Origin of the sequence: Chryseobacterium aquifrigidense (assembly GCF_006716485.1) — a bacterium.
Classification (GTDB): Bacteria; Bacteroidota; Bacteroidia; order Flavobacteriales; family Weeksellaceae; genus Chryseobacterium; species Chryseobacterium vietnamense.
The window spans coordinates 186,494-213,168 of record NZ_VFPD01000003.1 but is presented as its reverse complement, the minus strand read 5'-3'; the positions used below and the strand labels follow the sequence as shown (position 1 = coordinate 213,168).

General features: G+C 36.6%; 21 protein-coding genes. 8 read left to right on the top strand and 13 right to left on the bottom strand.

Annotated features, from left to right (window positions below):
• Positions 1-13: 13 nt before the first annotated feature.
• The gene (locus FB551_RS19605; protein WP_142018635.1) at positions 14-787 is read left to right on the top strand and encodes a hypothetical protein; all 774 of its coding nucleotides are present in this window, start codon (positions 14-16) and stop codon (positions 785-787) included.
• Positions 788-853: 66 nt separating this feature from the next.
• Here the strand turns inward: FB551_RS19605 and FB551_RS19600 are convergent, their stop codons facing one another.
• The 5 genes from FB551_RS19600 to FB551_RS19580 form a co-directional block, all read right to left on the bottom strand.
• Positions 854-2,371 (bottom strand): FMN-binding glutamate synthase family protein, encoded by a 1,518-nt coding sequence (locus FB551_RS19600; protein ID WP_047428110.1) that lies wholly within the window; start codon positions 2,369-2,371, stop codon positions 854-856.
• 53 nt (positions 2,372-2,424) lie between these two features.
• The gene (gene mtaB / locus FB551_RS19595) at positions 2,425-3,771 is read right to left on the bottom strand and encodes a tRNA (N(6)-L-threonylcarbamoyladenosine(37)-C(2))-methylthiotransferase MtaB (protein ID WP_047428113.1); all 1,347 of its coding nucleotides are present in this window, start codon (positions 3,769-3,771) and stop codon (positions 2,425-2,427) included.
• Positions 3,772-3,837: 66 nt separating this feature from the next.
• Complete coding sequence (locus tag FB551_RS19590; protein WP_047428116.1) at positions 3,838-4,428, bottom strand: DUF1572 family protein; 591 nt, start codon at positions 4,426-4,428, stop codon at positions 3,838-3,840.
• Positions 4,429-4,513: 85 nt separating this feature from the next.
• Entirely contained in the window at positions 4,514-6,616 is a 2,103-nt protein-coding gene (locus tag FB551_RS19585) for a T9SS type B sorting domain-containing protein (RefSeq protein WP_142018634.1), read from the bottom strand.
• A 200-nt stretch (positions 6,617-6,816) separates the two neighbouring features.
• Positions 6,817-7,614: a hypothetical protein gene (locus FB551_RS19580; RefSeq protein ID WP_142018633.1), complete on the bottom strand. Its 798-nt coding sequence runs from the start codon at positions 7,612-7,614 to the stop codon at positions 6,817-6,819.
• A 203-nt stretch (positions 7,615-7,817) separates the two neighbouring features.
• Here FB551_RS19580 and glgP point away from each other — a divergent pair, with 203 nt between their 5' ends.
• Complete coding sequence (gene glgP / locus FB551_RS19575; protein ID WP_047428124.1) at positions 7,818-9,479, top strand: alpha-glucan family phosphorylase; 1,662 nt, start codon at positions 7,818-7,820, stop codon at positions 9,477-9,479.
• Between the two features lie 2 nt (positions 9,480-9,481).
• Here glgP and FB551_RS19570 read toward each other — a convergent pair whose 3' ends face one another.
• From FB551_RS19570 to FB551_RS19550, 5 genes are all read right to left on the bottom strand, one after another.
• Positions 9,482-10,486: a formylglycine-generating enzyme family protein gene (locus FB551_RS19570; protein ID WP_226798740.1), complete on the bottom strand. Its 1,005-nt coding sequence runs from the start codon at positions 10,484-10,486 to the stop codon at positions 9,482-9,484.
• Positions 10,487-10,626: 140 nt separating this feature from the next.
• On the bottom strand, positions 10,627-12,237 hold the full coding sequence (locus FB551_RS19565) for a sulfatase (RefSeq protein WP_142018632.1): 1,611 nt from the start codon (positions 12,235-12,237) through the stop codon (positions 10,627-10,629).
• 17 nt (positions 12,238-12,254) lie between these two features.
• Positions 12,255-13,859, bottom strand: a complete 1,605-nt coding sequence (locus FB551_RS19560; protein ID WP_142018631.1) for a sulfatase — start codon at positions 13,857-13,859, stop codon at positions 12,255-12,257.
• Positions 13,860-14,290: 431 nt separating this feature from the next.
• The gene (locus FB551_RS19555; RefSeq protein ID WP_047428132.1) at positions 14,291-14,479 is read right to left on the bottom strand and encodes a DUF6496 domain-containing protein; all 189 of its coding nucleotides are present in this window, start codon (positions 14,477-14,479) and stop codon (positions 14,291-14,293) included.
• A 10-nt stretch (positions 14,480-14,489) separates the two neighbouring features.
• On the bottom strand, positions 14,490-14,963 hold the full coding sequence (locus FB551_RS19550) for a hypothetical protein (RefSeq protein ID WP_047428135.1): 474 nt from the start codon (positions 14,961-14,963) through the stop codon (positions 14,490-14,492).
• A 126-nt stretch (positions 14,964-15,089) separates the two neighbouring features.
• On the opposite strand from FB551_RS19550, the gene FB551_RS19545 reads away from it, so the two are divergent.
• The gene (locus FB551_RS19545; protein ID WP_047428137.1) at positions 15,090-15,311 is read left to right on the top strand and encodes a bacteriocin-like protein; all 222 of its coding nucleotides are present in this window, start codon (positions 15,090-15,092) and stop codon (positions 15,309-15,311) included.
• Between the two features lie 94 nt (positions 15,312-15,405).
• Complete coding sequence (locus FB551_RS19540) at positions 15,406-17,535, top strand: S9 family peptidase (protein ID WP_142018630.1); 2,130 nt, start codon at positions 15,406-15,408, stop codon at positions 17,533-17,535.
• Positions 17,536-17,602: 67 nt separating this feature from the next.
• Here FB551_RS19540 and FB551_RS19535 read toward each other — a convergent pair whose 3' ends face one another.
• The 3 genes from FB551_RS19535 to FB551_RS19525 form a co-directional block, all read right to left on the bottom strand.
• Positions 17,603-18,427 (bottom strand): GLPGLI family protein, encoded by an 825-nt coding sequence (locus tag FB551_RS19535; RefSeq protein ID WP_142018629.1) that lies wholly within the window; start codon positions 18,425-18,427, stop codon positions 17,603-17,605.
• Positions 18,428-18,433: 6 nt separating this feature from the next.
• Positions 18,434-19,999, bottom strand: a complete 1,566-nt coding sequence (locus tag FB551_RS19530) for a vitamin K epoxide reductase family protein (RefSeq protein WP_142018628.1) — start codon at positions 19,997-19,999, stop codon at positions 18,434-18,436.
• 71 nt (positions 20,000-20,070) lie between these two features.
• Entirely contained in the window at positions 20,071-20,259 is a 189-nt protein-coding gene (locus tag FB551_RS19525) for a hypothetical protein (RefSeq protein WP_047428150.1), read from the bottom strand.
• 264 nt (positions 20,260-20,523) lie between these two features.
• Between FB551_RS19525 and FB551_RS19520 the strand changes: the two genes are divergently transcribed.
• From FB551_RS19520 to FB551_RS19505, 4 genes are all read left to right on the top strand, one after another.
• Positions 20,524-22,179, top strand: coding sequence for a peptide MFS transporter (locus FB551_RS19520; protein ID WP_047428161.1), 1,656 nt, complete (start codon positions 20,524-20,526; stop codon positions 22,177-22,179).
• A 134-nt stretch (positions 22,180-22,313) separates the two neighbouring features.
• Positions 22,314-24,068 carry a peptide MFS transporter gene (locus FB551_RS19515; protein ID WP_047428164.1) on the top strand — a complete coding sequence of 585 codons (1,755 nt, stop codon included), beginning with the start codon at positions 22,314-22,316 and terminating at the stop codon, positions 24,066-24,068.
• Between the two features lie 61 nt (positions 24,069-24,129).
• Positions 24,130-25,119: a PDDEXK nuclease domain-containing protein gene (locus tag FB551_RS19510; RefSeq protein WP_317129682.1), complete on the top strand. Its 990-nt coding sequence runs from the start codon at positions 24,130-24,132 to the stop codon at positions 25,117-25,119.
• 23 nt (positions 25,120-25,142) lie between these two features.
• Positions 25,143-26,654: a peptide MFS transporter gene (locus FB551_RS19505; RefSeq protein ID WP_047428169.1), complete on the top strand. Its 1,512-nt coding sequence runs from the start codon at positions 25,143-25,145 to the stop codon at positions 26,652-26,654.
• Positions 26,655-26,675: the final 21 nt, after the last annotated feature.

Here is a 26,675-nt window from a genome sequence, read left to right as displayed (position 1 = left end):
AAAGTTTTTTGAAATGAAAAAAATATTTTTATATATCCTTGCAGGATCTTTGTGTTTTACTGCTTGTAAGAAAGATGATGACACATCACCCTATGTAGAACCGGAAGATATTGCTACGCAAAACACCTATGATGATCAGGCAATTAAGAAATTCATGGATGAGAATTATCTCGATGCGCAGGGTAATATAAAAGCTTTCAGCTCTACAGACACGTCAGATGATAATGAAAAGAAATTATCTGAACTGTCGCCCGTAACTCTTCCTTCAGGAACAATCTATATTATGAGAAGCGGTGCTCAGCCTGTTAATCCTACAGCTAATCAAACCATTAAGGAGGATGATATTATCAAAATTATGGGAAGAGGATACTCGTATCTGGCCGTTAATTCTGATGGAAGCACTACATTTCAAGCAAAAGCTGCCTTTTTAAATACCATTGACGGAACGGGTGTTCCTGTTATTGACCCAATGTATTACTATGTAAAGAGATCGATATTGAATGCTGTTACGACCCCTGATGCTGCAAAAAAAGCAAAATATTATCAAATTCCAGGATTTAGAGAAGCTTTACAGAAGTTCAAAGCATTTGATAATCTTACCGGTGAATCACCCTATAACTTACAGGGAGTAATCATCGTTCCTTCCAGAGCTGCTTTTGCAAGAAATCCTCATTATCCGTATCTAAATACTTCTTACAGAAATAAATCTTTTGTGTTCAACTTTCAGATTTATGGAAGAGAGGACAGACCAAGTGATGACAAACAAACACAGGAACAACAGCAATAAAATAAAAAATAATTATATAAAAAACACCGTTATTCAAACGGTGTTTTTTTATGATGTAAAATGTAATTACGGTCTTGCTTTCTGTTTTACATTTCCTAAGATATCAGGGAAATAAAGGTCTGCAAGGTGATCAAATTCATCTCCTCTCATAAACATGGTGGCATCTACTTCTTCATAAGAGCTTCTTCCTGCAGCAGCAATTAATTCATTACAGGTATGGAGTGTATTTTTGTGGAAGTGATATACTCTTTCTGCTTTATCTGTCACATCAAGTCCTTTAATAAGCATTTTATCCTGAGTTGCCACTCCCGTAGGGCAGTTGTTTGAGTTACATCTCAACGCCTGGATACATCCTAAAGAGAACATAAATCCTCTGGCATTGTTACACATATCTGCACCCATTGCGACTGCTCTCAGAATATCAAGACTGGTAAGAACTTTACCACTGGCAATCACTCTTAATTTACTTCTCAGATTATAGTTATTAAGTGTTCTGTTCACAAATATCAAAGCAGGCTCCAATGGCATCCCCACTCCATCAGAAAATTCTGGTGGTGCAGCTCCTGTTCCCCCTTCAGCTCCGTCTATAGTGATAAAATCAGGATAGATTTTCAAAACATTCATCTGTACACAGATATCTTCAAATTCTTTGGTATCACCGATACACAGTTTAAAACCGACTGGTTTCCCTCCGGAAAGGTCTCTCAATTGCTGTACAAACCTCAACAATCCGGCAGCATCAGAAAAAGCACTGTGTGAGGGTGGTGAAATAACAGTCATTCCAGGTGTTACGTGACGAATTGCTGCAATTTCCGGTGTATTCTTCACTCCCGGAAGAACTCCTCCGTGTCCTGGCTTTGCTCCCTGTGATAATTTGATCTCAACCATTTTCACATTAGGAAGGGTGGAATATTTTGTAAATAATTCAGGATTGAATTTTCCTTCAGCGTCACGGCATCCGAAATATCCTGTCCCGATCTGCCAGCATAAATCTCCTCCTTCCATGTGATAAGGTGAAATTCCTCCCTCGCCTGTATTATGATAGAAGTTTCCTTTTTTGGCTCCTCTGTTCAGTGAGATCTGTGCTCTGTCACTCAATGCTCCGAAGCTCATCGCTGAGATATTGAATAAGGAAGCATGGTAAGGCTGTGTACATTGCTCTCCTCCTACCCATACTCTCGGAAGTTCTTCTGATGGCGATTTTGCATAAATAGAATGCTTAATCCCTTCATATTTTCTGTGATTTACTTCCAGCTGTGTACCAAAAGCTACTGTATCACTTAAATTTTTTGCACGTCTGTATACTGCAGAACGCTGGTTTCTTGGAAATGGTTTGCCATCTGTTTCCCTTTCAATAAAATATTGCTGCATTTCGGGTGAAATACTCTCGAAAAAATACCTGAAGTATCCCAATACAGGAAAGTTCCTCAAAATAGCATGTTTCGATTGGTAAGCATTGTAAACACCCAATGCATAAATTGCGGATAACAGCGTGGGTATCCAATAATGCGCTCTGATCAGTATTGCTATAATCCATGTAGCAACTACTAATACAATTCCCCAAGATAAAAACTTATCTCTCATGAATGTAGTATTTAAAGTTTAAAAATAAATTTAGTAGAATTTTTGCAAAGAGCCTATGCTTTTGCTAAAAAATTTTGGTAAGAAGATTGCACAGAAACTGTGCCATCTGACAGGATTTTTTCTAAATTTAGAAATTCGATTTGATTTACGGATGCAGGATCAAAGTCTTTCTGGACTCTCACATAGTTTTCTGTGAAGCCAAACATTTTTCCGTCTTTATTTTCGTGCTCCCAAAGAACAGGAAGCGTTTTTCCAAGTTGTGTCTGATAAAATGCCATTTTCTTCTTTTCAGAAAGAATTCTCAACATTTTATTACGTTTTTTTCTTTCCGCAACAGGAACTACTCCATCCATCGCTGCTGCTTCTGTATTTTCTCTTTCAGAATAAGTAAATACGTGAAGGTAAGTGATAGGAAGCTCATTAAGGAAATTATAAGTTTCCATAAATATTTCTTCTGTTTCTCCCGGGAATCCTACAATAACATCAACACCGATAGCCGCATGAGGCATAACCTCGCGGATCTTGTTCACTCTGTCATTGTAAAGCTTAGTCAGGTAACGACGTTTCATCTTTTTCAAGAGATCATCGCTTCCGGATTGTAACGGAATATGAAAATGCGGAACAAAGCTTTTGCTTTTAGAAACCAGTTCAATACTTTCATCTTTCAAAAGATTGGGTTCAATAGAAGAGATACGAATCCTTTCTATTCCTTCTACTTTATCCAGTTCTGAAATAAGATCAAGGAATGTATGCTCGTGTCTTTTATTTCCAAATTCTCCTTTACCATAATCCCCGATATTTACACCTGTAAGAACAATTTCTTTAATGTCTTTCGCAGCAATCTCCGTGGCATTTCTAAGAACATTTTCGATGGTATCAGAACGTGAAATTCCTCTTGCTAATGGAATGGTACAGTAGGTACATTTATAATCACAGCCATCCTGTACTTTCAGGAAAGCTCTGGTTCTGTCCCCAATAGAATAACTTCCGATAAAGAAATCGGTTTCTTCAATTTCACATGAATGCACTACGCCTTCACTCTCGGATTTCTCCAAATCATCCAGGTAGCTCAGAATATTGAATTTTTCTTTTGCTCCTAAAACCAGGTCCACTCCTTCAATCTGTGAAATTTCTTCAGGTTTCAGCTGTGCATAGCATCCCACAATAACGACCAGTCCTTCCGGATTGGCTTTCATTGCTCTTTTCACGTGAAGTTTACATTCACGGTCAGCATTTTCTGTCACCGAACATGTATTGATCACATATACGTTTGCTTTTTCATCAAAACTTACCTTATCATAACCTGCATCTGTTAATTGACGGGCAATAGTAGATGTTTCTGCAAAGTTTAATTTGCAGCCAAGTGTATGAAACGCGGCAGTTCTATGAAAAGTAGACATTTGTTACTCCTGAATTTTATGGGTGCAAAGATAGTAATTTTAATAAGAATCCAAGATTGATTCAATCTATTGTTTATATTCATCCCTTACTTCGGGGCTGTTTTGAAAACAAACGGGTGATGAATTAGGATCCGGATCCTGACTTGAAAATTTGGTTTTCATTTCTGTATTAAACTGTTGAGATCGGTTTCTGGCAATTGAAAGTGTACTCCATCCTTCATTTTTTATCATTTTGGCGATATAAATAATTTGTCCGATATGGTAAGGATAATGAGCCAACTGACGAAGGACTGCATCAATAACAGGGTGAGCTTCCCCTCTGATATAAGTTGTTGAATACATATTATCATCATTTATCTTTTCAAGGGCATCAAAAAAGCAAGCCCAACCTTTTTCCCAATATTCAACAATCTCTTCTTTTGTTGTAAATGTATTGACAAATTCTCCATCGCGGTTACGCCAGGATTTCTCTCCGTCTTCTGTCAGGAAATTGGTCCATCTTGAAAGCATGTTTCCCGCAAGATGCTTCACAATGATAGCAATAGAATTACTTTCTTCATTATACTGCCAGAACATCTGCTCATCTGTTAACTGTTCAAAGGTTTTATCACCAAGAGATTTATAGTATTCAAAACGTTTTACAAACAGGTCTTTCATTTTTTCTATTTTGATATCTAATTTAAAAACTTTTAAAAATAAAAACCACTTCAATTGAAGTGGTTTTTTCTATCTGTTTTATTTATTATTCTCTGTTTTTCACCAATACCCAACCTGTGAATTTAACTGCAGTATTTTTTTTATCATTTTCATTCCATGTGATAGAATACCAGTATGTTCCTGTAGGCACTCTTCTTCCACCGTGAGTACCATCCCATTTATAGCCATTTGATCTGTCTGCCTGGAAGATTTTATTTCCATAACGATCAAAAACATTCATGACCAGGTTTTGTTTGTTTGCCAGGGCTGAATAATCAATCACATCATTTATTCCATCTGCATTAGGAGTTATCACGTTAATCAAATTAGGGACAACGATTCCTATTTCTATCGGATCGCAATCATAAGCATCTTTTACATATACTTTATGATCTCCTCTTGAAAGGTTATTGAAAACATTGGAATCCTGCCAGATGATATTATCTATTGAATATCTATAAGCTGGAGTTCCCCCTAATACAGATACTGTGATTGTATTGTTCGAAATATCAATACCGGAAACAACAGGCTGTTCGGAAGGGAGTACTTTTACCGTTTGTGTGGTAACACATTCTCCTGTTTTAAGTTTTACCCAATACACTCCTATTCCTGCTTTAATTGTCTGTGAAGTAGCTCCTGTACTCCACTCGTAGCTTTTAAATCCGGGACCTGCATCCAGAGTGGTTTGGTCTTCCGCACAAATAGTCACATCTTTAAGTTTATCAGAATAGACAGGTGGAATAACCACTAGAGTAACCTTAGCCACATTATAGCATCCCTGGGAATTAGAAACTCTTATGTACACAAATCCATTAGGTGCAATGTAATTATTGGCATTCAGAATTTCATTGGTCTGGTTAACAGCATCTGTTAATGAAGGATAATATTTTTTGGTTGGATTGGTTTGTCCGGTTACCGAAGCATTGATAAGATTGAAAGAAGCTGTAGATGGGCTGGCCTCGATGAAGCATGATCTCAGGGTTGTTTCATTCACAACCACAACCGGATAAAATTTCAAAGTAATCTGTGCCACTGCAGTACAGCCAAACTCTGAGATTACCTTTACATAGATTATTCCTTCTGCAGACACATATGCCATTGGGTTGGTTATCTCATTGGTTCCAGCATTGAGATCTGCCATTGTAGGATAATATTTCTTAGTAACATTTGGGTTTCCAATAACATCCGCTGTGGTTAAGTCAAACAAAGCTGTCCCAGCATTATTATTGTTACATTGGGTCAATGTTGCATTTTTTGCTGTAATAGAGCCATCTTTAAATTTAAATATTCCGACCTGTTTACATTTATTAAGCGGATTAGACGCATTGGCCGGATCGGTATAATTGATACTGTAATAATAGACAGTTGTTGTATTTACAGTAATTGGAGCAGTGATAGGGTTATTGCCTGTTAAAGCATCATTCTGACTCAGGTGATAGCTTACACCGAAATTTTGATTTCCATTGAGAATTCCTGAGGATAATGTAGAAAAATCGAATAAAGTTGTTGCAGAACAGATGACCACTTCTCTTGGATCAGCAGGATTGGCAGCCGGAATTCCGGGAGGATTAAATGGCTGGGTCTGAATAGCCGGATCTGTAAATGGTGAAGCGAGTGTTGCAGTTCCTCCCCACGTTAAAGAAAACGGAGCCGTTGTAGAACTGGTACTGCTTACCCAATTGTCGATAAACAAATAATAAGTTTGTCCCGGTAAAACATCAAGATATTTACAATAAGGAGTCAGGGAACCTCCCGCAGCGCTTAAAATTGTGCTTGTCATATTCAATCCTGTAGCCGGCCCGGGTCCGATAACGGTTGCTGCATTACAACGTATCGGGGACCCCAAACTTCCACAGGTTACATTCGGACCAAAAATTGCCCAGTCGTAATCTGCATCCGGATTATTGGGTACAAGGTCAAAGGTAAGGGTACCTCCTGTAGCGATTGTAATTTTATACCAGATTGAGTTGTGCTCGCCGGTAAAGTCTATACAACTTCCTGAGTTGACCAATTCCTTTATATTACCATATCCGGTAGGGCTATACGTGATATTTGAATTTCCGCAGACGGAGAGTGCAGTAGCACAATCAGCCTGAGCATAGAAAGTATGAGATAGACATAGAAGTATAAAAAGTAAAAGTTTTCTCATAGATTTAATGTTTTTATGGTTATATCAGTTACACATTGTATTGATAATCAACACCCATCAAATATAACCCAATTTTAATTAAAAACAATAAAATCTAAATAATTTTAAACTATTACAAATTAAAACATCAATTGCTTTAAAATTATTCATCTTATCTCAGATTAAAGAACAAAATAGCCAAAAATAACAGGACATTAGCTTTATTTTATACTTGTAATATTTCCACAGAGATTTTCCAGGTGAAATATTTTATGGAAGGGGCTTTTTACTTCTTTCAGATGTTCTTTATCCTGAATGAAAGTATATCTTGAAGCAATAGAATTCATATCGGAAACAATCACCAGCCAGCATTCATCTACGGAGGTGTCGTAATAAGGGAATTTTTCGTTCTTCTTTTCAATGAGTTCCAGAATTTTATCGGAGCACAATTCATCAAACAGATTCATACTGTACTCATGGGTGATAAAAACATTTCTGCGGTGAAAAGATTTCCTCAGACTTTTTACACAGCCTACAGGTTTATTTTTTTTAATGCTCTTATAAATACTGATGATATTTTCCTGCTGCACTTCCAGGTTATCAAATTTTGTTTCAGGATGGAATTCTAAAAAATAAACACCACGATATTTCGTAGTGTCTTCCTGTTCTAATAATATTTCTGCCTGACGGAACATTTTATTCAAAGTACTTTCTACTTTTTTCATTTCCAGATGATTGATTACTTCGGTCAGTTCTATTCCAATTTTTTTGTCGTTGAGTTTGGCGATAAAGTCTGGGCTCTCGCAGGTAAGGTCTTCAAATTTAACTTCGGGGAAATGATGCATAAATGAGTTGAGAAGAAGAATCTCGGATTTCTTTCTGTACTTTTCACGGTCATGCAGCGGAGATTCATCTATGGTACGGTGATACTTTTCCATTGGCTTTTTTTTCAAATGCCGATTAAGGTAGTATAAGCTAAGATTCTTTATCAGATCTTCTTCAGAAAACGTCTTTTTCATGTGTGATTTTTTTATTTAATTAAAGAACACATGCAGCCATTGGCTTTCATCATTAAAAGTTTTTGATAATCAAAAATTTACACTCTTAAAGATAAGTAAAAAAACAATTCGATACTTAGTTTTTAATTAATTTATCGATTAATTAATGTAAAGTTTATTTTCATAATTAATACCTTTGTCTTTTTAAACACAAACCCACATTTATGGATTTCAGGAATTTCAGAATACCCTACACTATCAATCCCCAATATTCAAAAAAGACTGTTTATTTTTCAATGGAATTTGCTCTTGAGCAGGTACTGAAAATATATTCGGGAGGACTTGGCTTTCTGGCAGGATCTCATATGAGAAGTGCTTATAACCTTAAGCAGGATCTTATTGGAATCGGTATCCTGTGGAAATTTGGTTATTATGACCAGGCGAGAAATCACGATCAGACTTTACAACCTGTTTGGACGAGAAAAATGTACAGTTTTCTTGAAGACACGGGAATAAAGTTTCAAATCGAAATCCATAGTGCTCCGGTTTGGGTAAAAGTATGGTACCTTGATCCTGAAATTTTCAATACGGCACCCATGTTTTTCCTTTCTACAGATGTTCCTGAAAATGATCATGTTTCTAAAACCATCTGCCACAAATTGTATGATGCCAATGAATCTACAAAACTTGCCCAATATATATTATTGGGAAAAGGCGGAGCCAAGTTACTGGATGAAATGAATATTGAAAGAGAGGTTTACCATCTTAATGAAGCCCATGGACTTCCGGCAGCCTTTTATCTTCTGAAAAAATATAACGGCGATCTTAATAAAGTTAAAGAAAAACTGGTTTTTACCACCCATACTCCTGAGGAGGCAGGTAATGAAAAGCATAGTTTCAGATTATGTTATGACATGTCTTATTTTTCCGGATACAGCATGGAAGAAGTGAAAAAAATTGAGGGATCTGATGATGACCGTTTCAATCACTCCCTCTGTGCGTTAAGAATGGCTAGGATAGCCAATGGAGTTTCCCAGCTTCATGGTGTAGTTTCCAGAGCCATGTGGAATAAATATCCGGGAATCTGTGAAATCACTTCTATTACCAATGCTCAGGAATTTAAATATTGGTCTGATAAACCTTTATACAATGCAAAGGATGAAAATGATGCCACTGTTTTTGATTTCCGAAAAAAGTATTTAAAGAAAAAACTGTTCAGTATTGTTGCTGATCAAACAGGAAATTTATTTAACCCTAATGTATTTACTATTGTCTGGGCAAGAAGATTTGCAGGCTATAAGAGAGCAGAACTTCTTTTGCACGACAAGGAAAGATTCTACAGACTTCTGAATCATCCAAAATATCCAGTACAGATCATCTGGGCAGGGAAGCCTTACCCAATGGACTACTCTGCAATATCTACGTTCAATACCCTGGTGGAAGAAAGTAAAAATCATAAAAATATTGCAGTTCTTACAGGCTATGAACTTTCTTTAAGCAAGTCTTTAAAACAGGGTTCTGATGTCTGGCTTAATAATCCGAGAGTTCCAAGGGAAGCTTCCGGAACTTCCGGTATGACGGCTGCTATGAACGGTTCTGTGAATTTATCCACAGATGACGGCTGGATTCCGGAATTTGCCAAGCATGGTGAAAACTCCTTCGTTGTCCCTAAAGCTGATTATCAGAATATGAGCATTTATGAACAGGACAATTATGATTTAAATACATTGTATGAAATCCTGGAAAACGAAATTCTTCCCACCTATTACGACCGTCCTGACCAATGGAGAAAAATTCAGCATAATGCAATGAATGATGTGAAAGATCATTTCAACAGTGACAGAATGGCGGATGAATATTACAGAATTCTCTATAATCAGCAATAGAATTAATGAGCAAAATCCTGAACACACCTGAATCCGGTGTTTTCAAGACTTGTATCAGGGCTGCTTTTCATGCGTCTGGCTACCCTGTATCCACTGCAATAGCTATCATTGCATAAAAAGCTTCCTCCACGCAGGCTGCGTTTTACACTATACGGTTCCTGAGGGTCATAAGACCTGTCGGCACCCTGAGGATTTAGAGCCAGTCTGCCTTCCAGCTTTTTATAGTAATCGTAATTATATAAATCGCTGCACCATTCCCACACATTTCCCGCCATATCATACAGGCCATATCCGTTGGCTTTAAATGATTGTACAGGGGCAATGGTAATATAGCCGTCTTTCTTTTCATTAAGGTAAGGAAACTTTCCCTCCCAGCTGTTCGCTTTAGGAACTCCTGCATTGATGGGTTCATTTCCCCATGGATAAATATTATTTTTTAATCCGCCCCGTGCTGCAAATTCCCATTCTGCTTCTGTGGGTAAGCGTTTACCGGACCATTTACAATATGCCTGCACATCATCCCAGCTTATCTGCACTACAGGATAATTATCTTTACCTTCAATATTGCTAGCCGGTCCTTGCGGATGCTTCCAGTCAGCTCCTTTTACCCATTTCCACCATTGACTGAAATCATTCAGATTGACAGGTTTACTTGTGGGTTTAAACACTAATGAAGCAGCTACCAATAAGCTATCCGGAGGTTTCGGAGTACCCTCAGGCAGGTTTTTCTTTAATTCTTCCCAATCGGGTTTACGTTCTGCCGTTGTGATATACCCTGTAGCATCTACAAATTTACGGAACTGTGCATTTGTCACTTCTGTTATATCCATATAAAACGGAGAAACTTTTACTCTGTGTTTAGGATATTCATCCGGATCAGCCTGACTGTTATCACCACCCATGTCAAATTCTCCGCCCGGTATAAGCACCATTCCCTCCAGAGAAGCAGTTCCGCTAAAACTGATATGAGAAGAATCCGTTGTACCCAATCGTTTTGGTACATTCATACAGGTGTGCCCGGGTTTATTTTCCTCGGGCTTTAAGGTTTTATCTTTATTACAGGAACACACAAAACTTAATATACCTGTATAAATGATCATTTTTTTTATAACGGAAAGCATCATCTCTGTCTGAATATTTACAGTTTTTATGATCTCGGTTTACTGTATCTCCATCCTTTTTTCAACTGCAGTGAAAGTTGATTGACTAATTTTTTAGAAGAAACTTCTTCAGCAATATTTATATTTTCATCAGGATCATTTTGATGATCATAGAGTTCTCTGGCCAGATAGTCGCCAGGCTTTTCAGTTTCTTTATTCCATTCGAACCATTCTACATATCGGTAACGGTCGGTACGGATCGCATATCCCATTCTTTCTACATTTTGCACTCCTTTGGCTTTTACTCCATATCTTCCCAATAAAAACTGGCTGTAGGCTGCTGTCTTCCATTTATGTCCGGGATCCGCAAGCAGAGGTTTCATACTGGTTCCCTGAAGATAATCCGGAGTTTTTATTCCGCTCATATCACATAAAGTAGGGTAAATATCAACAAACTCTGTAAGAGCATTGCTTGATTTTCCTTTTGCTTTTACTCCTGCCCCACTGATAATAAGCGGCACTCTGGTATCGATCTCATAATTACTCTGTTTACACCAGCTGTTATGCTCTCCGAGTTTCCAACCATGGTCTCCCCACAATACAATAATGGTATTTTCACTAAGTCCTAATTCATCCAGTGCTTTTAACAGCCTGCCTATCTGAGCGTCTGTATAAGAAACAGATGCATAATACGCATGGAGAAGTTCCCTTTGCTTTTCCACATCATAAGGTTTTTCCGATGGTAAAGGCAGGTCTGATCTATCTGTATAACCTCTCAGTTCACTATCCCCATGTACGGCAAATTCCGGAGCATTTTCGGGCATGAATTGATTTTTTGCAAGTGGTATATCGTTTCTGTTATACAAATCCCAGTATTTTTTGGGACCATTAAATGGTAAATGTGGACGGTAATATCCTACCGAAAAAAAGAAAGGTTTATCTTTTCCTTTTAATTCTTTCAGCTTTTGAATGGCCATAGTTGTTTGCGCACCATCATAATAAGCGTCATCATCAACATCTGCCATTTCTACAGAATTGGCCTTTGTATAGATAAATCCATAAGTATCCGGCTTGGCTTTTCCCATTTTCTTAAGGGCGAGCTCCTTTTCTTTCTGAATCATCCTGTTTTTCTCCAGTTGATACACCGCATCCGGATCAAAAGGATATCCGTTTACATGAAGCTCTTCATTCCAGGATTTATCATCAGGTAAAGTGTTATGAAAGGTTTTCCCGATCCCCACCGTATAATAACCGTTATTCTTGAATACCTGCGGAAGAGTGATTACATCCGGCAGATTTTTCCTGAAATCTGTCTGAAGATCCCATACACGCACAGAATCAGGTCTCAGACCTGTTAGTAGGCTTGCTCTGGAAGGATTACATACTGCCTGCTGACAATATGCCCTTTTAAAAACAACTCCTCTTGCGGCAAGTTTGTCCATATTAGGCGTTTTTATAACAGTATTCCCGTAAGAGCCCATTTCAGGTCTTAAATCATCAATAGGAATAAATAAGATATTAGGTCTTGCTTGCTTTATATTGGATTTTATACTTTTTTTAGGTTTAGGATTAGCCGTATGGAAATTTCCGCCCCTTACCGCTATACAATTACAAATTGATACAATGAATAGTATTTTTAAAAAATTGAAATTCTTCATGAAATATAAGTTTCTTTTTATTGAGTAGATTGAGCTGTGACTAACTTATTTTTAACCTCTTTCCATCCTTTTTTACGTTGTTCGGACAGCTTTTCAAGGATGTCTTTATTTTCCGGATACATTGCAATATTGAAATTCTCCTTCGGATCTGAGGTAAGATTATAAAGTTCACGTGCCACAAGTTCTCCCGGTTTTTGGGTTACTTTATCCCAATAGTACCACTCTATCAGATGATAACTTTTGGTCACCATTGAATATCCCATATAGCTTTTTTTATTAAGATCTATTCCTTCTCCGGCTGGACGTAAGAACTGGCTGAATACAGCCCCTTTCCATTCCACACTATTTTCATTCAAAAGCTTTTTAAAGCTTACCCCTTGCAGATAAGAGGGCGTTTCTATTCCTGCAAGATCACAGAGGGTAGGATAAAGATCCACCATCTCTACCAGTTCGTTGCTTTTACTTCCTGGATTTTTCATCCCAGGTGCATAAACAATAAGTGGTACACGGGTATCATTTAAGTAATTAGTCTGTTTACCCCATGCATTATGCTCACCTAATTTCCAGCCATGGTCTCCCCATAACACAATAATGGTATTATCTAATAACTTCTGTTTTTCAAGCTCATCTACGAGTCGCCCGATACAGGCATCCACATAACTTACAGAAGCATAATACCCATGTTTGAGCATTCTGGCTTCCTTTTCAGGCATTCTGAAATAGGCAGGATGCTTTACGTATTCCAGATCGTAACAGGCGGTCATCTCTCTTTGATTATACATTGCCATGCTCGGTGCATTGAAAGGGATAAAATTGTTATCCGCCATGGGTATTTCCATAGGATCATAAAGATCCCAGTACTTTTTAGGAGCTACAAAGGGTAAATGCGGTCTGAAATACCCCAATGCCAGAAAGAACGGTTTCTTTTTATTTTTAACACGGTTGATCGTCTGAATGGCAAGTGATGTCTGAGCTCCGTCATAAAGCGAATCATCAGGGCAGTTGGCCACTTCTACAGAACGTCCATATGCCCAGCCGTTACCATATCTTTTAGGATCTTTAGCTAATCTTTCCAATCTTTTGGCAGCAAGCTCAGTTTTAAGTTCTCCACTGAAATAAAAAGATTCGGGATCTCTGTCTACCATATTTTTAAGGGCATAGCCATCAGGACGGAGGTCCGGCTCACGAAAAGAGATAGAATCAGGCATGTGGTTATGAAAAATCTTTCCGATGGATACCGTATGATAATTAAATTTTTCAAATTGCTGGGGAATTGTGACCACATCAGGATGTATTTTACGAAACTCTTCTCCCAATACCCACACTTTGGTAGAATCCGGCCGCAAGCCTGTTAATGCACTTGCTCTGGAAGGAGCACAAACAGCCACCTGGCAATATGCACTGGTAAAAGTTGTACCTCTTCCTGCCAGCTTATCTATATTGGGTGTTTTAATGGTTGAATTACCGTAAACTCCCAGTTCCGGTCTCAGATCATCAACTACAATAAAGATTACATTGGGTTTGGATCTTTTTTGCGATTGTCCTGTAATGATAGTAAATGGTAAAATCAACAACAGAAGAATAGATATTGATTTTGATTTGAAGGTTGAAATTCCGGACATATCAATTAGTTTTAAATAATCAACCTTGCAAAAACGTAATCTATGTTGTGGTAGAAGAGCAAATTTCCAAGGCTGTTTTTATTGATTAACATTGGAGAAGAAAACTTTAAACATCCACAAAACATTAAGAATTCTTTTTCATCATTTGTGTTTGTATTGAAATAAGATAATGAGTTATGGATGTGATGCGAATTTGCAACAAAAAAGTGCAAACTCTTGCAAAGTTAACTACAGCATACATACATCAATAATACAAAACACATATTTACAGCATTTTATAAATAACAACAAGATCAAGACATAAAAAAAATTACAGTTTAGAAAAACAGATCAGTTAATTTTCCATGTACTACTTTCATCTCACTTTTTTATGAAATACAGAATATGAGATAAAAAATATCCGGAAAGTTGATCTTTCCGGATATTATGAATTACTTATTTTTCTTTTTCACTGGTACTTTCATACCTTTTTCCCGCGCTTCAGAAATACCGATAGCTACGGCCTGTTTTCTGCTTGTCACTTTCTTTCCGGAAGAAGATTTCAATTTCCCTTCCTTGAATTCGTGCATTACTTTTCCTACTTTGTCCTGAGCTTTTTCTGAATATTTTGTTTTGCTCATGATTGATTTTTTAAGATTTTGGCAGGGATACCCCTAGTTCATAGACACAGGCATGTTTCAAATATTTTGAACGCTCTCTCGATGTCACCGATTCAAAATGATCATTTTTAATTACAATAATCGGGTCTTCCGCATTTTCAATTTCAAAATTGGCTAAATATCTTTCATCCGGTGGAGATTGCTGCAGTTTGGCTTTTATTTTCTGCAGCTCATCTGCATATTTCCTGAATCCCGGATCTGAGGAATGGATAAATTTGTACTCATCGCCTGCATACACATAGTAATGAATTTTTTTCTCTATCAACCCCGCCTCATTAGTAATTTCGGGATTATCATTTCCGTCTCTAAACACCACTTCCACCAATGTCCCTCCTTTTTTATGAGCACATTCTTCCGCATCATTAAAACTGGAAAAACCTGTATAAACAATCTGGTCGTTTAATACATAACGGTTGAGTTTCTGGTTGTATGCATTCGTTTCCATAATTATTACTTGATTTGATTTACTGTTATTATATATTCAATTTTTTTGCCAAATTGTTTTTTTTCGCCAAAATTCATTACTTATTTTTTATTACTTTAGTGTTGAAAACTAAAAAAAATTTTTACCATGAAAAATCTAAAAAAAATGTCAAGATTTCAATTAAAAGAAATACACGGAGGTGTTTTACCCGGAATGAGAAGATGTGTTGACGAAGTCACCTGTCAAATCAGAACCTGGTGGATTGGAGGAGGATTCGACTCTCCCTGCACTGCTACCTATCCATTCTGCGCCCCGGAAGGATATTACCCTCCGGAAACAGAAAATCCGGGAACTATGCACGAAGCTTAATCAAAATAAAGAATCAGGACATCAGGTCCTGATTTTTTATTTTATATGGTTATGTAAGTAAGAATTATTAAATTTGAAATCATTAAAATTGAAAATGAAAAAACTCCTATTAACTCTTACTGTAGCTGTGGTATTTCAAAATGTAACGGCACAGGAAATTACTTTAGATAAAATATATTCAGGATATTACCGTGGAAAAGGGATTGCAGGAATCTCTTCCATGAAAAACGGAGAGAACTATCTTGTTATTGAACCCTCAGGAATTGCAAAATATTCTTACAAAACTTCACAGAAAGAAGGAAATCTTGTAGATGGAAAGTTTGAAAGTTATATTTTTTCTGATGATGAATCTAAAATCCTTTTACAGGTAGGAAGCCAGCCTATTTACAGGCATTCTTTTCTGGGAAAATTTGATGTAAAAGATTTAAAATCCGGGAAAGTAATAAGCCTGAATGAAGGGAAACCGGTTCAGGAGCCTACATTTTCACCAGATGCTACAAAAGTGGCTTTTATTTCAGACAATAATCTTTTTTATCAGGATCTCAGCTCAGGAAAAATCACTCAGATTACTACGGATGGTAAAAAGAATTCAATCCTGAATGGTTTGGCAGACTGGGTATATGAAGAAGAATTCGGGCACGCAAGACAATATGAATGGACAAAAAATTCTGATGCCATTGTATTTGTGAAGTCTGATGAAAGCCAGGTTCCGGAAATCTATATTCCCATTTATGGAAAAACGCTTTATCCTACAGAAATGCGTTATAAATATCCAAAGGCAGGTGAGAAGAATTCTGTAGTTTCAGCACAGCTGTACCGTCTTGATAACGGGAAGACAATGCAGCTGAACCTGGGTTCTTTTAAAAACTATTACATCCCGAATGTATTCCAGACTGCAAAACCGGACGAAATTGTTTTAATTACTTCTGAGAGGATTCAGAACGCTTATGATATTTTAAAAGTAAATACCAAAACAGGAGCCGTTCAGAAATTATTTACAGAAACAGATGATAAATGGGTAGATACAGACAGCCCTACTCTTGAATTCCTTGAAGATGATTCGTTCCTTTGGGCCTCTGAAAGAGATGGAAACCGTCACCTGTATTGGTATGACAAAGATGGTAAGCTTAAAAAGCAGATCACAAAAGGAAACTGGGAGGTAACGGATTATTATGGGTTTAATCCAAAATCTAAAGAAATCTACGTTCAGACTACTGAAAAAGGAAGCATCAATAAAGTGATTTCCAAAGTCAATATTGACAACGGAAAAACTCAGCTGATCTCCAATGCAGAAGGAAACAACTCTGCCAATTTCAGCAAAAACTATAATTATTTCATTGAAACATCTTCTACAGCAGCAAAACCTTATACATATGTTTTAAAAGACGGGAATGGAAAAGCAGTAAAAGAACTTCAAAACAATAACGATCAGTTACAGAAATTAAAGACTGATAATTTTGTTGAAAAAGAATTCATTACAATTCCCAATGCAGTAGGCGATCAGATGAATGCCTGGATCATGAAGCCTAAAAACTTTGATCCGAATAAGAAATATCCTTTATTTATGTTCCAATATTCCGGGCCGGGGTCTCAGCAGGTTGCCAACTCATGGGATAACGGAAATGCCATGTGGTTTAATCACCTGGTACAAAAAGGATATATTGTTGCTTGTGTGGACGGACGTGGAACAGGTTATAAAGGAGCAAAATATAAGAAAGTAACCTATATGAATTTAGGAAAATATGAGATCGAAGATCAGATCACTGCAGCGAAGTGGTTTGGAAACCAATCTTATATTGACAAAAGCAGAATCGGAATGTTCGGATGGAGCTTCGGTGGTTATATGACCAGTTTAGCCATGACGAAAGGTGCAGATGTTTTCAAAGTAGGAATTGCTGTAGCACCGGTAACCAACTGGAGATATTATGATTCTGTATATACGGAAAGATTTATGAGAACACCTCAGGAAAACCCTGATGGATACGATAAAAATTCACCAACTGAATATGCGAATCTATTAAAAGGAAAATTCTTATTAATCCACGGAACGGCGGATGATAACGTTCACTTCCAGAACTCTATGGAATTCTCTGAAGCTTTGATTCAAAACAAAAAACAGTTTGATTTTATGGCTTATCCTGACAAAAACCACGGAATCTATGGTGGACAGACAAGACCTCAGTTGTATCAGAAAATGACGGATTTCATCCTGAATAATCTATAATATCAAATATATATCTCATAAAAAATCCTTTCAGAAATTCTGAAAGGATTTTTTATTGATGTACCTCTTAAGGATATTTTACCGCTTTATCCAGTTCTATAGGATTATTAAAAGCTTGTAGTTTTTTCCTTTCGTTGTCTTCTGCTGGCTTCAGCTGTTCTTTAGACAAGACTGTTCCATCCTCCAACAACAATTTCTGCCCTTCGCGCATAGTCAGATTTCCATTCAGGACATATTTAAAGGGATTGGAATAGAGGTCCAACCTTAGTTTATTTAAATCTTTCTGAGTAACGGGAATTGCTCTGGATATAGAGGCATTTAATGAATTTCGCTTATAATCATCCGCAATCTTTTCACTCTTAATCACATTAAAATAATAATTCTTTTTTGTATCATACAATTCCATAATCAATCCCGGTAATCCGTTAAACTTATAAGGTCCGTAGGGCATTGGAATATCTTTAGTAAACCATGCGATCCAGTTTCTTCCTCCAAATTTGGTGGTCCCTTTTTGAAGCGAAAGGTGATCAGATATTTTTATGCTGTCTGTAATAGTCCACTGTTGCCTTGGTTCCTCAGACATTTTATAAAAATTCACATCCCCGATGTATTCATAGTTCTGATAGGTATTGCTATTGTTATTTTTGATGAGAAATGAAGTCAGCCTGTTGCCTTTAAATGCATATTGCCCGGTAGCAGTAAATAATGAATCACTAATATAATTCAGTCTGTTATAATAAGCAATATCATCTTTTGTGATATCCAGATAATAATTTTCTCTGGTAATATCTTTGGAGGCTGAATCTTTCTTGTATTTCACCTCATAGATGAACCTGTTGTTCTGAGCAAACATCATACATGTTCCCAGCAATATAAATAATAAGCTTTTCATAATAATTTAATTTTCAGATAATAATTCCGGGATAAAGAACTCCAGATCTGCTCTCTCATACTGTACCGGATATTCTGTGTCATTGATAAAGATATTGGGTGTAAAATGCACCCCATTGCTGCTTACCCATTTTTCGTGTCCTTTTAATAGGGCAAGTGCATTCTCTGAACTTCCAAAATATTTGGAATACTTTTGATACCAGCCACTTTTGTCTTCACTATATCCCTGAACGTCATACCAGCCGCTCAATGCTTCCAGAAATTCTATTTTATTTTCGCTATTGATATAGATATTGGTAAGATTTACATGAACCGTTCTATTATCCAGATCATCCCTGCTAAGATCTATATCAAAGAAAATATTGATTCTCAGCTCATCAGAATACTTTTTTACCAGCTTTAGAAAAACAGGATAAAATTCTTTGCAATGTTTACAAAAAGGATTGGTAATAAAGGTTAAAGTTTGATCTGCTTTTTCATTTCCAAACACAAAAGCGCTCGAAAAATCTTTATTCGTAAACCTTTTCTGCAAAGACAAATTATTTTTGAAAAACTGATAGTTTCTCCTGAATTTCAAATTTCTTTTAAGCGTATTTTCATCTTTCTGTGCATTTTGATTTTTTATCCTGAAATTCATCAAAACGATGAGCGAGCCTAAACTTCCAATGAGAAACAGAACAGCACTTATGTCAAGTCCTTTACTGGTAAAGGAAATAAGATTAGCAGCTACCAGTTGAATACATACGGATGCTATGATTACCATACAGACAGGACAATACTTTTTAACAATAAATATCTGATAGAATAATGACAAGAAAGCAATGGGTATGAAACCAAATAATCCATATTGATAGATCCCGAAAAAGAGTTCAAGATTTTTTATCAGACCAAATAAAATAAAACACACGATCTGGCTGGTAAAAAACAGCAGTGAAATCTCAGACAAATCTATTTTGTTAAAAATCTTCCATTTTTTCGAATTAAAAACCAGGTCGCAGTCCGTATTCAAATAATTACTTTTACATACGCCAACCGGTATGAATGTTCCTTTGCCATGAGTTTTTTTGTAGGCTTCACGGGCAAAGATGAATCCGATAAGACCAGTAGCCGCAAAGATCAGTTTCAAAACCAGATTAGAATCATCATATCCGAAAAGAAACAGAAACAGAAATAGCAGCGCTACAATTCCCCAATTAAGGTATGCATAATCAAGTTTTGATTTTGTATAAGTTTGATCTTCAGATTTTTCTACAATAAGTATTATATTTTCCCATTCTGAAAAAAAATCTTCTGTGTAAGAACCATTGACTGTTATTGTATCACCTGTATTATTCACAACTGCCAGCTCTCCTTTTACTAAAGCCAGGAAATCTTCAGGTAAAATGTCTTTTTCATCATTATCAATTCTGTAACTGTAATTTTCAATATTGAAAAAGTGTAAAGCATCAGAAAATGCCAGAAGGCTTGGAAAATCGGGATGTCCTTCCAATTGAAGCTCAAACTCATCCTTATCAATACGTATTTTATTATCATCCAGATAATTGATAACAGCAGTATAACTTTTGCGTGTCATAGTAATATATCTTTTTGCATTAAAAAAAATAGCAACAGTTTCCTGTTGCCATTTTAAAAAACTTACACTGATTACCCACAACAAAAAGTACCATTGCAATAAGAATCACCATTCCCATTATGGGTATTGGCACAAGCTGCATTCGTACACCCACATCCTCCCTCTGTCTCAGGATCATCCGCCATCAATCCTCCTTTAATAGTTTTCAACTGATTTCTGGATAAACTTCCTTTCATCTTTTTTAAATTGATCTTTTTCATAATAAATGTTTTTTAATTATATGTCATTATTGACATCTCGAAACTAGAAAACAAATATTAGATAAAAGCAAAATAAACTTGTATATCCATTGTACAACAAGCAGTTACAACATGTATATAATCTGTACAAATTAATTTCAGCAACTTAAATCACTCTTTATACTTAAAATTTTATATTTATTTCATTAATCATTTGGCTAAGTATTATTTATTTTATCAATTAAAATTAAAAAGCTATTTTTGGGAAATTTGAAAATTGATTATATGAAGACTAAACATCCTAAAGGGCTGCCCTATCTCTTTTTTACAGAAATGTGGGAGCGTTTCGGGTATTACCTGATTCTTGGAATCTTTGTTCTATATGTTATTGAGCCTACGGGTATGAAAGGCGGACTTGGACTTCCGGATAAAACTGCTGATGACATTTTCGGAACTTATATTGCCTTAACTTATCTGACTCCATTCATTGGAGGATTCCTGGCTGACAGGGTTTTAGGGTATATTAAATCTATTTATCTTGGAGGTTTTTTAATGGCTGCAGGATATATAGGAATGGGAGTTTTTAAAGATTTGCCTTTGTTTTATGCTTCTCTGGCATTAATTATCATTGGAAATGGTTTCTTTAAGCCTACTATTTCGACACTCCTGGGAAACCTCTATTCTGAAGAGCCTTATAAAGCGAATAAAGATTCAGGATATAATATTTTCTATATGGGAATTAATATCGGAGCATTTATCTGCAACATTATTGCGGCTTTCATGCGTAATAAATTCGGTTGGGGTGAAGCTTTCATCACGGCGGGTGTAGGAATGTTGATCGGGATGGTTATTTTTACCATAGGAAGAAAGCATTATATCCACGCTGCACAGATGAAACCAGTACAGGAAGGAGATACCAAACTTTCAGAAATTCTGATCAAAGTATTTGTTCCTGCTATTGTTGCCGGAGCCATCGGTTGGTTTATTCCCGGTAATATTTTCGGAAGTGACAGTACGGATGCCTTTATTTTTGCATGTATACCTGTTATTTATTTCTATGCATCTCTTTACTTTAAAGCTAAACCTGATGAAAAAGCATCTATCGGGGCATTACTTTCTGTATTCCTTATCAGTATGTTTTTCTGGGCTGTTTTCAAGCAAAACGGTACAGCATTGACAAGATGGGCCAATTATTATACGGACAGAAGTGTTCCTGCTTCTCTTGAAAAGCCATTGGAAGGAATTTATATGGTGGAGGGAAAAAGCTATGAAAATAAAGAAACTCCAGTGTATGACAATCAGTTCCGTTCTCAAAAAGATGATAATGGAGAGACTAAAAAGGAAATGGGAAAAGATGTTTACTTTAAAAATATATCCCCTGAACAGCGTGCTGTTCTTGAGAAAAACCCGGAAAATAAAGTATTCTTGTACAATACAGAATTATTCCAATCTATCAATCCGTTCTGGGTTATTGCTCTGACGCCTGTTATTGTAGGATTCTGGGCATTATTGAGAAGAAAAGGAAAAGAACCTTTAACGCCTACCAAGATTGTTTTAGGGCTATTCATATCCGGACTTTCCTGTCTTGTAATGGTTTTAGCTGTGATGGCTGGAGATAACGGATCTGTAAAAGTTTCTCCTCTATGGCTGGTTGCCAGCTACGGGGTGATTACCATCGGGGAATTATGTTTATCTCCAATGGGACTTTCTTTTGTATCAAAACTTTCTCCTGCAAGAATTACAGCATTGATGATGGGAGGATTTTTCCTGGCTAACTCTGTTGGAAATAAGCTTTCAGGAATTCTTGCCAGTACGTGGTACAGCTACGAAAACAAAACGAATTATTTCCTTGTTAACTTCGCTTTGTTAATATTTGCTACACTTTTAGGTCTTTCTATGTTAAAAAGACTGAATAAAATTATGACAGAAAAAGGGCATTAAAATGCTCAATATTATAAAGATAACTAAGCTGCGGACTAGTCCCGCAGCTTTTTTATTTAAAAATAAAATTAAAACCTTGCCAAAAACCCAAAATAAACTATATTTGTCAGTCTTAACAAAAATTAACAATAGAAATGGATAATATTGAAGCATTGAGTCCGAAACCGGATGAATTTGTAGAGAATAAGAATTCCAGGCATCCTAAAGGATTATGGGTTCTGTTCGGAACAGAAATGTGGGAGCGTTTCAACTTTTATGGAATGAGAGCTTTATTGACGCTCTTCATGGTAAATTCCTTATTAATAAAAGAAGCTGATGCAGCAATCATCTATGGTGGATTTCTAGCTTTATGTTATTTAACCCCTCTTTTGGGAGGATTTATTGCTGATAAATATATCGGAAACAGATATGCGATCATCATTGGTGGATCATTAATGGCTATTGGCCAGTTCTTATTATTCATCAGTGCCTCTACTTTCTCAGCAGATATCGGAAGTGCTAAACTTATCATGTGGCTGGCGTTATTCGTTATCATTTTCGGTAATGGATTCTTCAAACCGAATATTTCCTCAATGGTAGGAAGCCTTTATCCAAAGCAGGAAAAATCTAAACTGGATTCTGCTTTTACCATTTTCTATATGGGGATCAACATTGGGGCATTTTTAGGTCAGTTTATCTGTCCATACGTAGGAGACGTAAAAGATGCTGCAACTGGAGTAAGAGATATCTTCGCTTTCAAATGGGGATTCTTAGCAGCTTCTATTGCAATGGTAATCGGAACGGTAACCTTCTTTATCCTTAAGAACAAATATGTAGTAACTCCTGAAGGAAGACCTATCGGAGGGTTACCTAAAAATAATACAAGTGCCGACTTCGAAGAAGGAGAAACGCAGACTGCTAAATTCTCTGGTCAGGCTTTAGGAATTACCGGAGGAATATTTGTTGTTCTGTTCTTCCTTTTCAGATATCTTCTTGTAGGTGAATTTGGATTCAACTCTGTAGAAATGGGGCAGCTGATCAAAGGAATTATTTATCCTTTCATCTATTCAGCTGGTATAGCTCTTGCTTTCCTGATTATGTCTTCTGCTGAAAATAAGGTAGAAAGACAGAGAATCTGGGTAATCTATATTGTATCATTCTTTATTATTTTCTTCTGGGCAGCATTTGAGCAGGCTGGATCTTCATTAACATTTATCGCAGATAACCAGACAGACAGAAACATTTTCGGATGGAATATGCCTCCTTCAATGGTTCAGATCTTTAATGGTATTTTCGTTGTTCTTTTAGCGGTTCCTTTCAGTTTATGCTGGGACAAGTTAAGAGCTAAAGGAAAAGAGCCGGTATCTCCGTTCAAACAAGCAATGGGATTGGCATTAATCGCTCTTTCATATTTCATCATTGCACACAATGTAAAAGATTTAGGAAGTTCAGGTTTATTAGCCATCAAATGGTTAATGTTATTATATTTCATCCAGACTTGTGGTGAGCTTTGTCTTTCTCCAATTGGTTTATCACTGGTAGGTAAACTGGCTCCAAAAAGATTTGCTTCATTATTATATGGTGTATTTTTCATTTCTAACGCTGCCGGTTATGCATTGGCAGGTTCATTAGGAGCTCTTATCCCTGCAACGGGTGATAAATTCAAAAAAGCCGAAGAAATGGGAGTTAATCTTCAGGATGTATTAGATAAAAAAGTAACCTTAACAGCAGATCAGGTAGCTGCTTTTGATAAAGCTCAGTTACCACTACACAACCCTACTTTTGTAGGATTCGAGATCCATAACTTATTTGAATTCTTTATGGTATTCGTAGTACTTTGTGGTATTGCTTCTGTCATCCTAGGTTTAATTTCACCTATCTTAAAGAAAATGATGCATGGTGTAAACTAATTGTATCAATAAAATAGAATAAAACCTCTGCCAAGTCAGAGGTTTTTTTTATTTTCGTATGATGGAAATTTCCGAAGATTCTTTATTCCAATCCGTACAGGAAATCATTAGACAGTCGCGCGAAAAAGTTTTTCGGATCGCGAATTCTACACTACTGCTTACCTACTGGCAGATTGGAAAATTAATTGTTGAAGACGAACAAAAAGGAAAAGAACGTGCAGAATATGGAAAATATACACTGAAAAAGCTTTCTCAGAAGCTTACCTTAGAATTTGGGAAGGGATTTGATTATACGAACTTGTCTAATATGCGGAAGTTTTACACCGCATTTCCAATTGTTGACACATTGTCTCAACAATTGAGCTGGTCTCATTACAGACTGCTCTCAAGTCAGGATAATAAAGACAAGAGGTTTTATTATCTGAATGAGTCCATACAAAATAACTGGAATGTAAGAGATCTCAAAAGACAAATCAATTCGCTTGCTTACGAAAGAGTTTTAGAGCATAAAAAATCTTCTCCGGAAAGTATTCACAGTGTTTTAAAAGATCCCTATATTTTTGAATTTCTTGGCTTAAAAGCTGATGAACAATTCTCTGAAAAAGAAATTGAAACAGCCATTATTGATCATATTCAAAAATTTTTACTGGAATTCGGGAAAGGTTTTGCCTTCGTAGCCAGACAACAACATATTTCTACGGATACATCGGACTTCTACATTGATCTTGTTTTCTATAATTACATTTTGAAGTGTTTTGTCATCATTGATCTAAAAACCGGAGAACTTTCTCATCAGGATATCGGACAGATTGATATGTATGTAAGAATGTATGATGATCTGAAACGCGGAGAAGGAGATAACCCAACCATCGGAATTTTATTATGCTCAGAAAAGGATGAGACCATTGTAAAATATTCCATTTTGAATGATAAAAACAATTTATTTGCCAGCAAATACCTGCTGTACCTCCCAAAAGAAGAAGAATTAAAACAAATTATTGACCAGGACAGAATCCGTTTTGAACTGGATCAGGACAATAAAAACCCTTAATTAGAACTTAATCATATATCACTATGAGCTTAACTTTAGATGAAATACAAAATTTCAAAGGAAAGTATCCCAGACAAATCTGGAGCCTGTTTTTCTCTGAAATGTGGGAACGTTTCTGTTTCTACGGAATGCGTGGAATGCTGGTTTTCTTTATGATCTCACAGCTTAACTTCCATGAAAAAGAAGCCAACCTTCAATATGGTGCTACCCAGGCCTTCGTATATGCCTTTACTTTTGTAGGAGGTCTTTTTGCCGATAAAATTTTAGGATTCCGAAAATCCCTGTTCTGGGGCGGACTTCTGATGATCGTAGGAAGTTTAATTCTTGCTACCGATCCCCACAAATTCTTTTTCTTAGGAATAGCATTCACCGTAGTAGGGACAGGTTTCTTCAAACCTAATATTTCATCTATGGTAGGACAGCTTTATAAACCTAATGATTCAAGGGCAGATGCAGGATTTTCACTTTTCTACGCAGGAATTAACCTCGGAGCTTTGCTGGGTGGTTACCTATGTATTGCAATTGGTAAAGGAGAATTCCTAAGCAATATTATTGCAGAAGAAATGAGATGGCATATTGCTTTTGGTCTTGCTGCAATAGTAATGGTCGTAAGTTTGATCAATTTTGTATTTACACAAAGAACATTAGGCACTATCGGTCTGCAACCGGGACACCCTTTAGCAGAAGAAAAAACAGCTCCAATTCCAAAATGGAAAGAATATGGAGTATACGTTTTGTCGTTGGTTTTTGTACCTATCATTATGACCATGGTAGCGAAAACAGAATATACAGATTATTTCATGTGGACCATCGGGCCCTTAACTTTGATCTATTTATTCTATGAAATGTCTAAAGTAACAGCTTCTGAGCGTAAAAAACTTTGGGCCGCTTTGGTTTTCATTATATTTTCAATCATCTTCTGGGGAATTTATGAACAAAGTGGAGGCTCTTTAAGCATTTTTGCGGCTAAGAACCTTAACAAAGATCTTCTTGGATTAGACCCAAATGGAGTGAATAACTCAGGAGGAGCTTTCTTCATTATTTTCCTTGCTCCATTGATTGGACTTCTTTGGATATGGCTGAACAAAAGAAAAATCGAGCCCAACACGATCATTAAATTCGGATTAGGATTCATTTTCTTAGGATTAGGATATTATGTTTTGTTCGCCACCCGCCTGTTTGCAGATCTTCAGGGAATCACTTCACTGAACTTCTTCACACTGGCACTTCTTATCATTACACTTGGAGAATTATGCCTGTCACCTATCGGATTATCCATCATGACCAAGCTTTCTACAAAGAATCTTCAGGGAATGATGATGGGAATGTGGTTCCTTGCTTCTGCTTATGGACAGTATGTTGCTGGGATTATCGGGGCAAGTCTTGCCACAGCCAAAGAAGGTTCTACCAACTATGATGAATTGATCACTTATACTGATGGATATAAACAATTAGGATTATATGCGGTAATTGCCGGAGTGGTATTAATTTTGATATCTCCGTACGTGAAAAAATTAATGCAGGATGTAAAATAAAAAATAAGTAATTATGCTTAT

Excerpts from the sequence above, each read along its gene's own strand:
- FB551_RS19605 (WP_142018635.1), top strand. The coding sequence starts at position 14 with ATGAAAAAAATATTTTTATATATCCTTGCAGGATCTTTGTGTTTTACT.
- glgP (WP_047428124.1), top strand. The coding sequence starts at position 7,818 with ATGGATTTCAGGAATTTCAGAATACCCTACACTATCAATCCCCAATAT.
- FB551_RS19600 (WP_047428110.1), bottom strand. The coding sequence starts at position 2,371 with ATGAGAGATAAGTTTTTATCTTGGGGAATTGTATTAGTAGTTGCTACA.
- FB551_RS19590 (WP_047428116.1), bottom strand. The coding sequence starts at position 4,428 with ATGAAAGACCTGTTTGTAAAACGTTTTGAATACTATAAATCTCTTGGT.
- FB551_RS19520 (WP_047428161.1), top strand. The coding sequence starts at position 20,524 with ATGAAGACTAAACATCCTAAAGGGCTGCCCTATCTCTTTTTTACAGAA.
- FB551_RS19505 (WP_047428169.1), top strand. The coding sequence starts at position 25,143 with ATGAGCTTAACTTTAGATGAAATACAAAATTTCAAAGGAAAGTATCCC.
- FB551_RS19530 (WP_142018628.1), bottom strand. The coding sequence starts at position 19,999 with ATGACACGCAAAAGTTATACTGCTGTTATCAATTATCTGGATGATAAT.
- FB551_RS19540 (WP_142018630.1), top strand. The coding sequence starts at position 15,406 with ATGAAAAAACTCCTATTAACTCTTACTGTAGCTGTGGTATTTCAAAAT.
- FB551_RS19510 (WP_317129682.1), top strand. The coding sequence starts at position 24,130 with ATGGAAATTTCCGAAGATTCTTTATTCCAATCCGTACAGGAAATCATT.
- FB551_RS19545 (WP_047428137.1), top strand. The coding sequence starts at position 15,090 with ATGAAAAATCTAAAAAAAATGTCAAGATTTCAATTAAAAGAAATACAC.
- FB551_RS19585 (WP_142018634.1), bottom strand. The coding sequence starts at position 6,616 with ATGAGAAAACTTTTACTTTTTATACTTCTATGTCTATCTCATACTTTC.
- FB551_RS19570 (WP_226798740.1), bottom strand. The coding sequence starts at position 10,486 with ATGAATGTACCAAAACGATTGGGTACAACGGATTCTTCTCATATCAGT.
- FB551_RS19580 (WP_142018633.1), bottom strand. The coding sequence starts at position 7,614 with ATGAAAAAGACGTTTTCTGAAGAAGATCTGATAAAGAATCTTAGCTTA.
- FB551_RS19560 (WP_142018631.1), bottom strand. The coding sequence starts at position 13,859 with ATGTCCGGAATTTCAACCTTCAAATCAAAATCAATATCTATTCTTCTG.
- FB551_RS19535 (WP_142018629.1), bottom strand. The coding sequence starts at position 18,427 with ATGAAAAGCTTATTATTTATATTGCTGGGAACATGTATGATGTTTGCT.
- FB551_RS19550 (WP_047428135.1), bottom strand. The coding sequence starts at position 14,963 with ATGGAAACGAATGCATACAACCAGAAACTCAACCGTTATGTATTAAAC.
- mtaB (WP_047428113.1), bottom strand. The coding sequence starts at position 3,771 with ATGTCTACTTTTCATAGAACTGCCGCGTTTCATACACTTGGCTGCAAA.
- FB551_RS19515 (WP_047428164.1), top strand. The coding sequence starts at position 22,314 with ATGGATAATATTGAAGCATTGAGTCCGAAACCGGATGAATTTGTAGAG.
- FB551_RS19555 (WP_047428132.1), bottom strand. The coding sequence starts at position 14,479 with ATGAGCAAAACAAAATATTCAGAAAAAGCTCAGGACAAAGTAGGAAAA.
- FB551_RS19525 (WP_047428150.1), bottom strand. The coding sequence starts at position 20,259 with ATGAAAAAGATCAATTTAAAAAAGATGAAAGGAAGTTTATCCAGAAAT.
- FB551_RS19565 (WP_142018632.1), bottom strand. The coding sequence starts at position 12,237 with ATGAAGAATTTCAATTTTTTAAAAATACTATTCATTGTATCAATTTGT.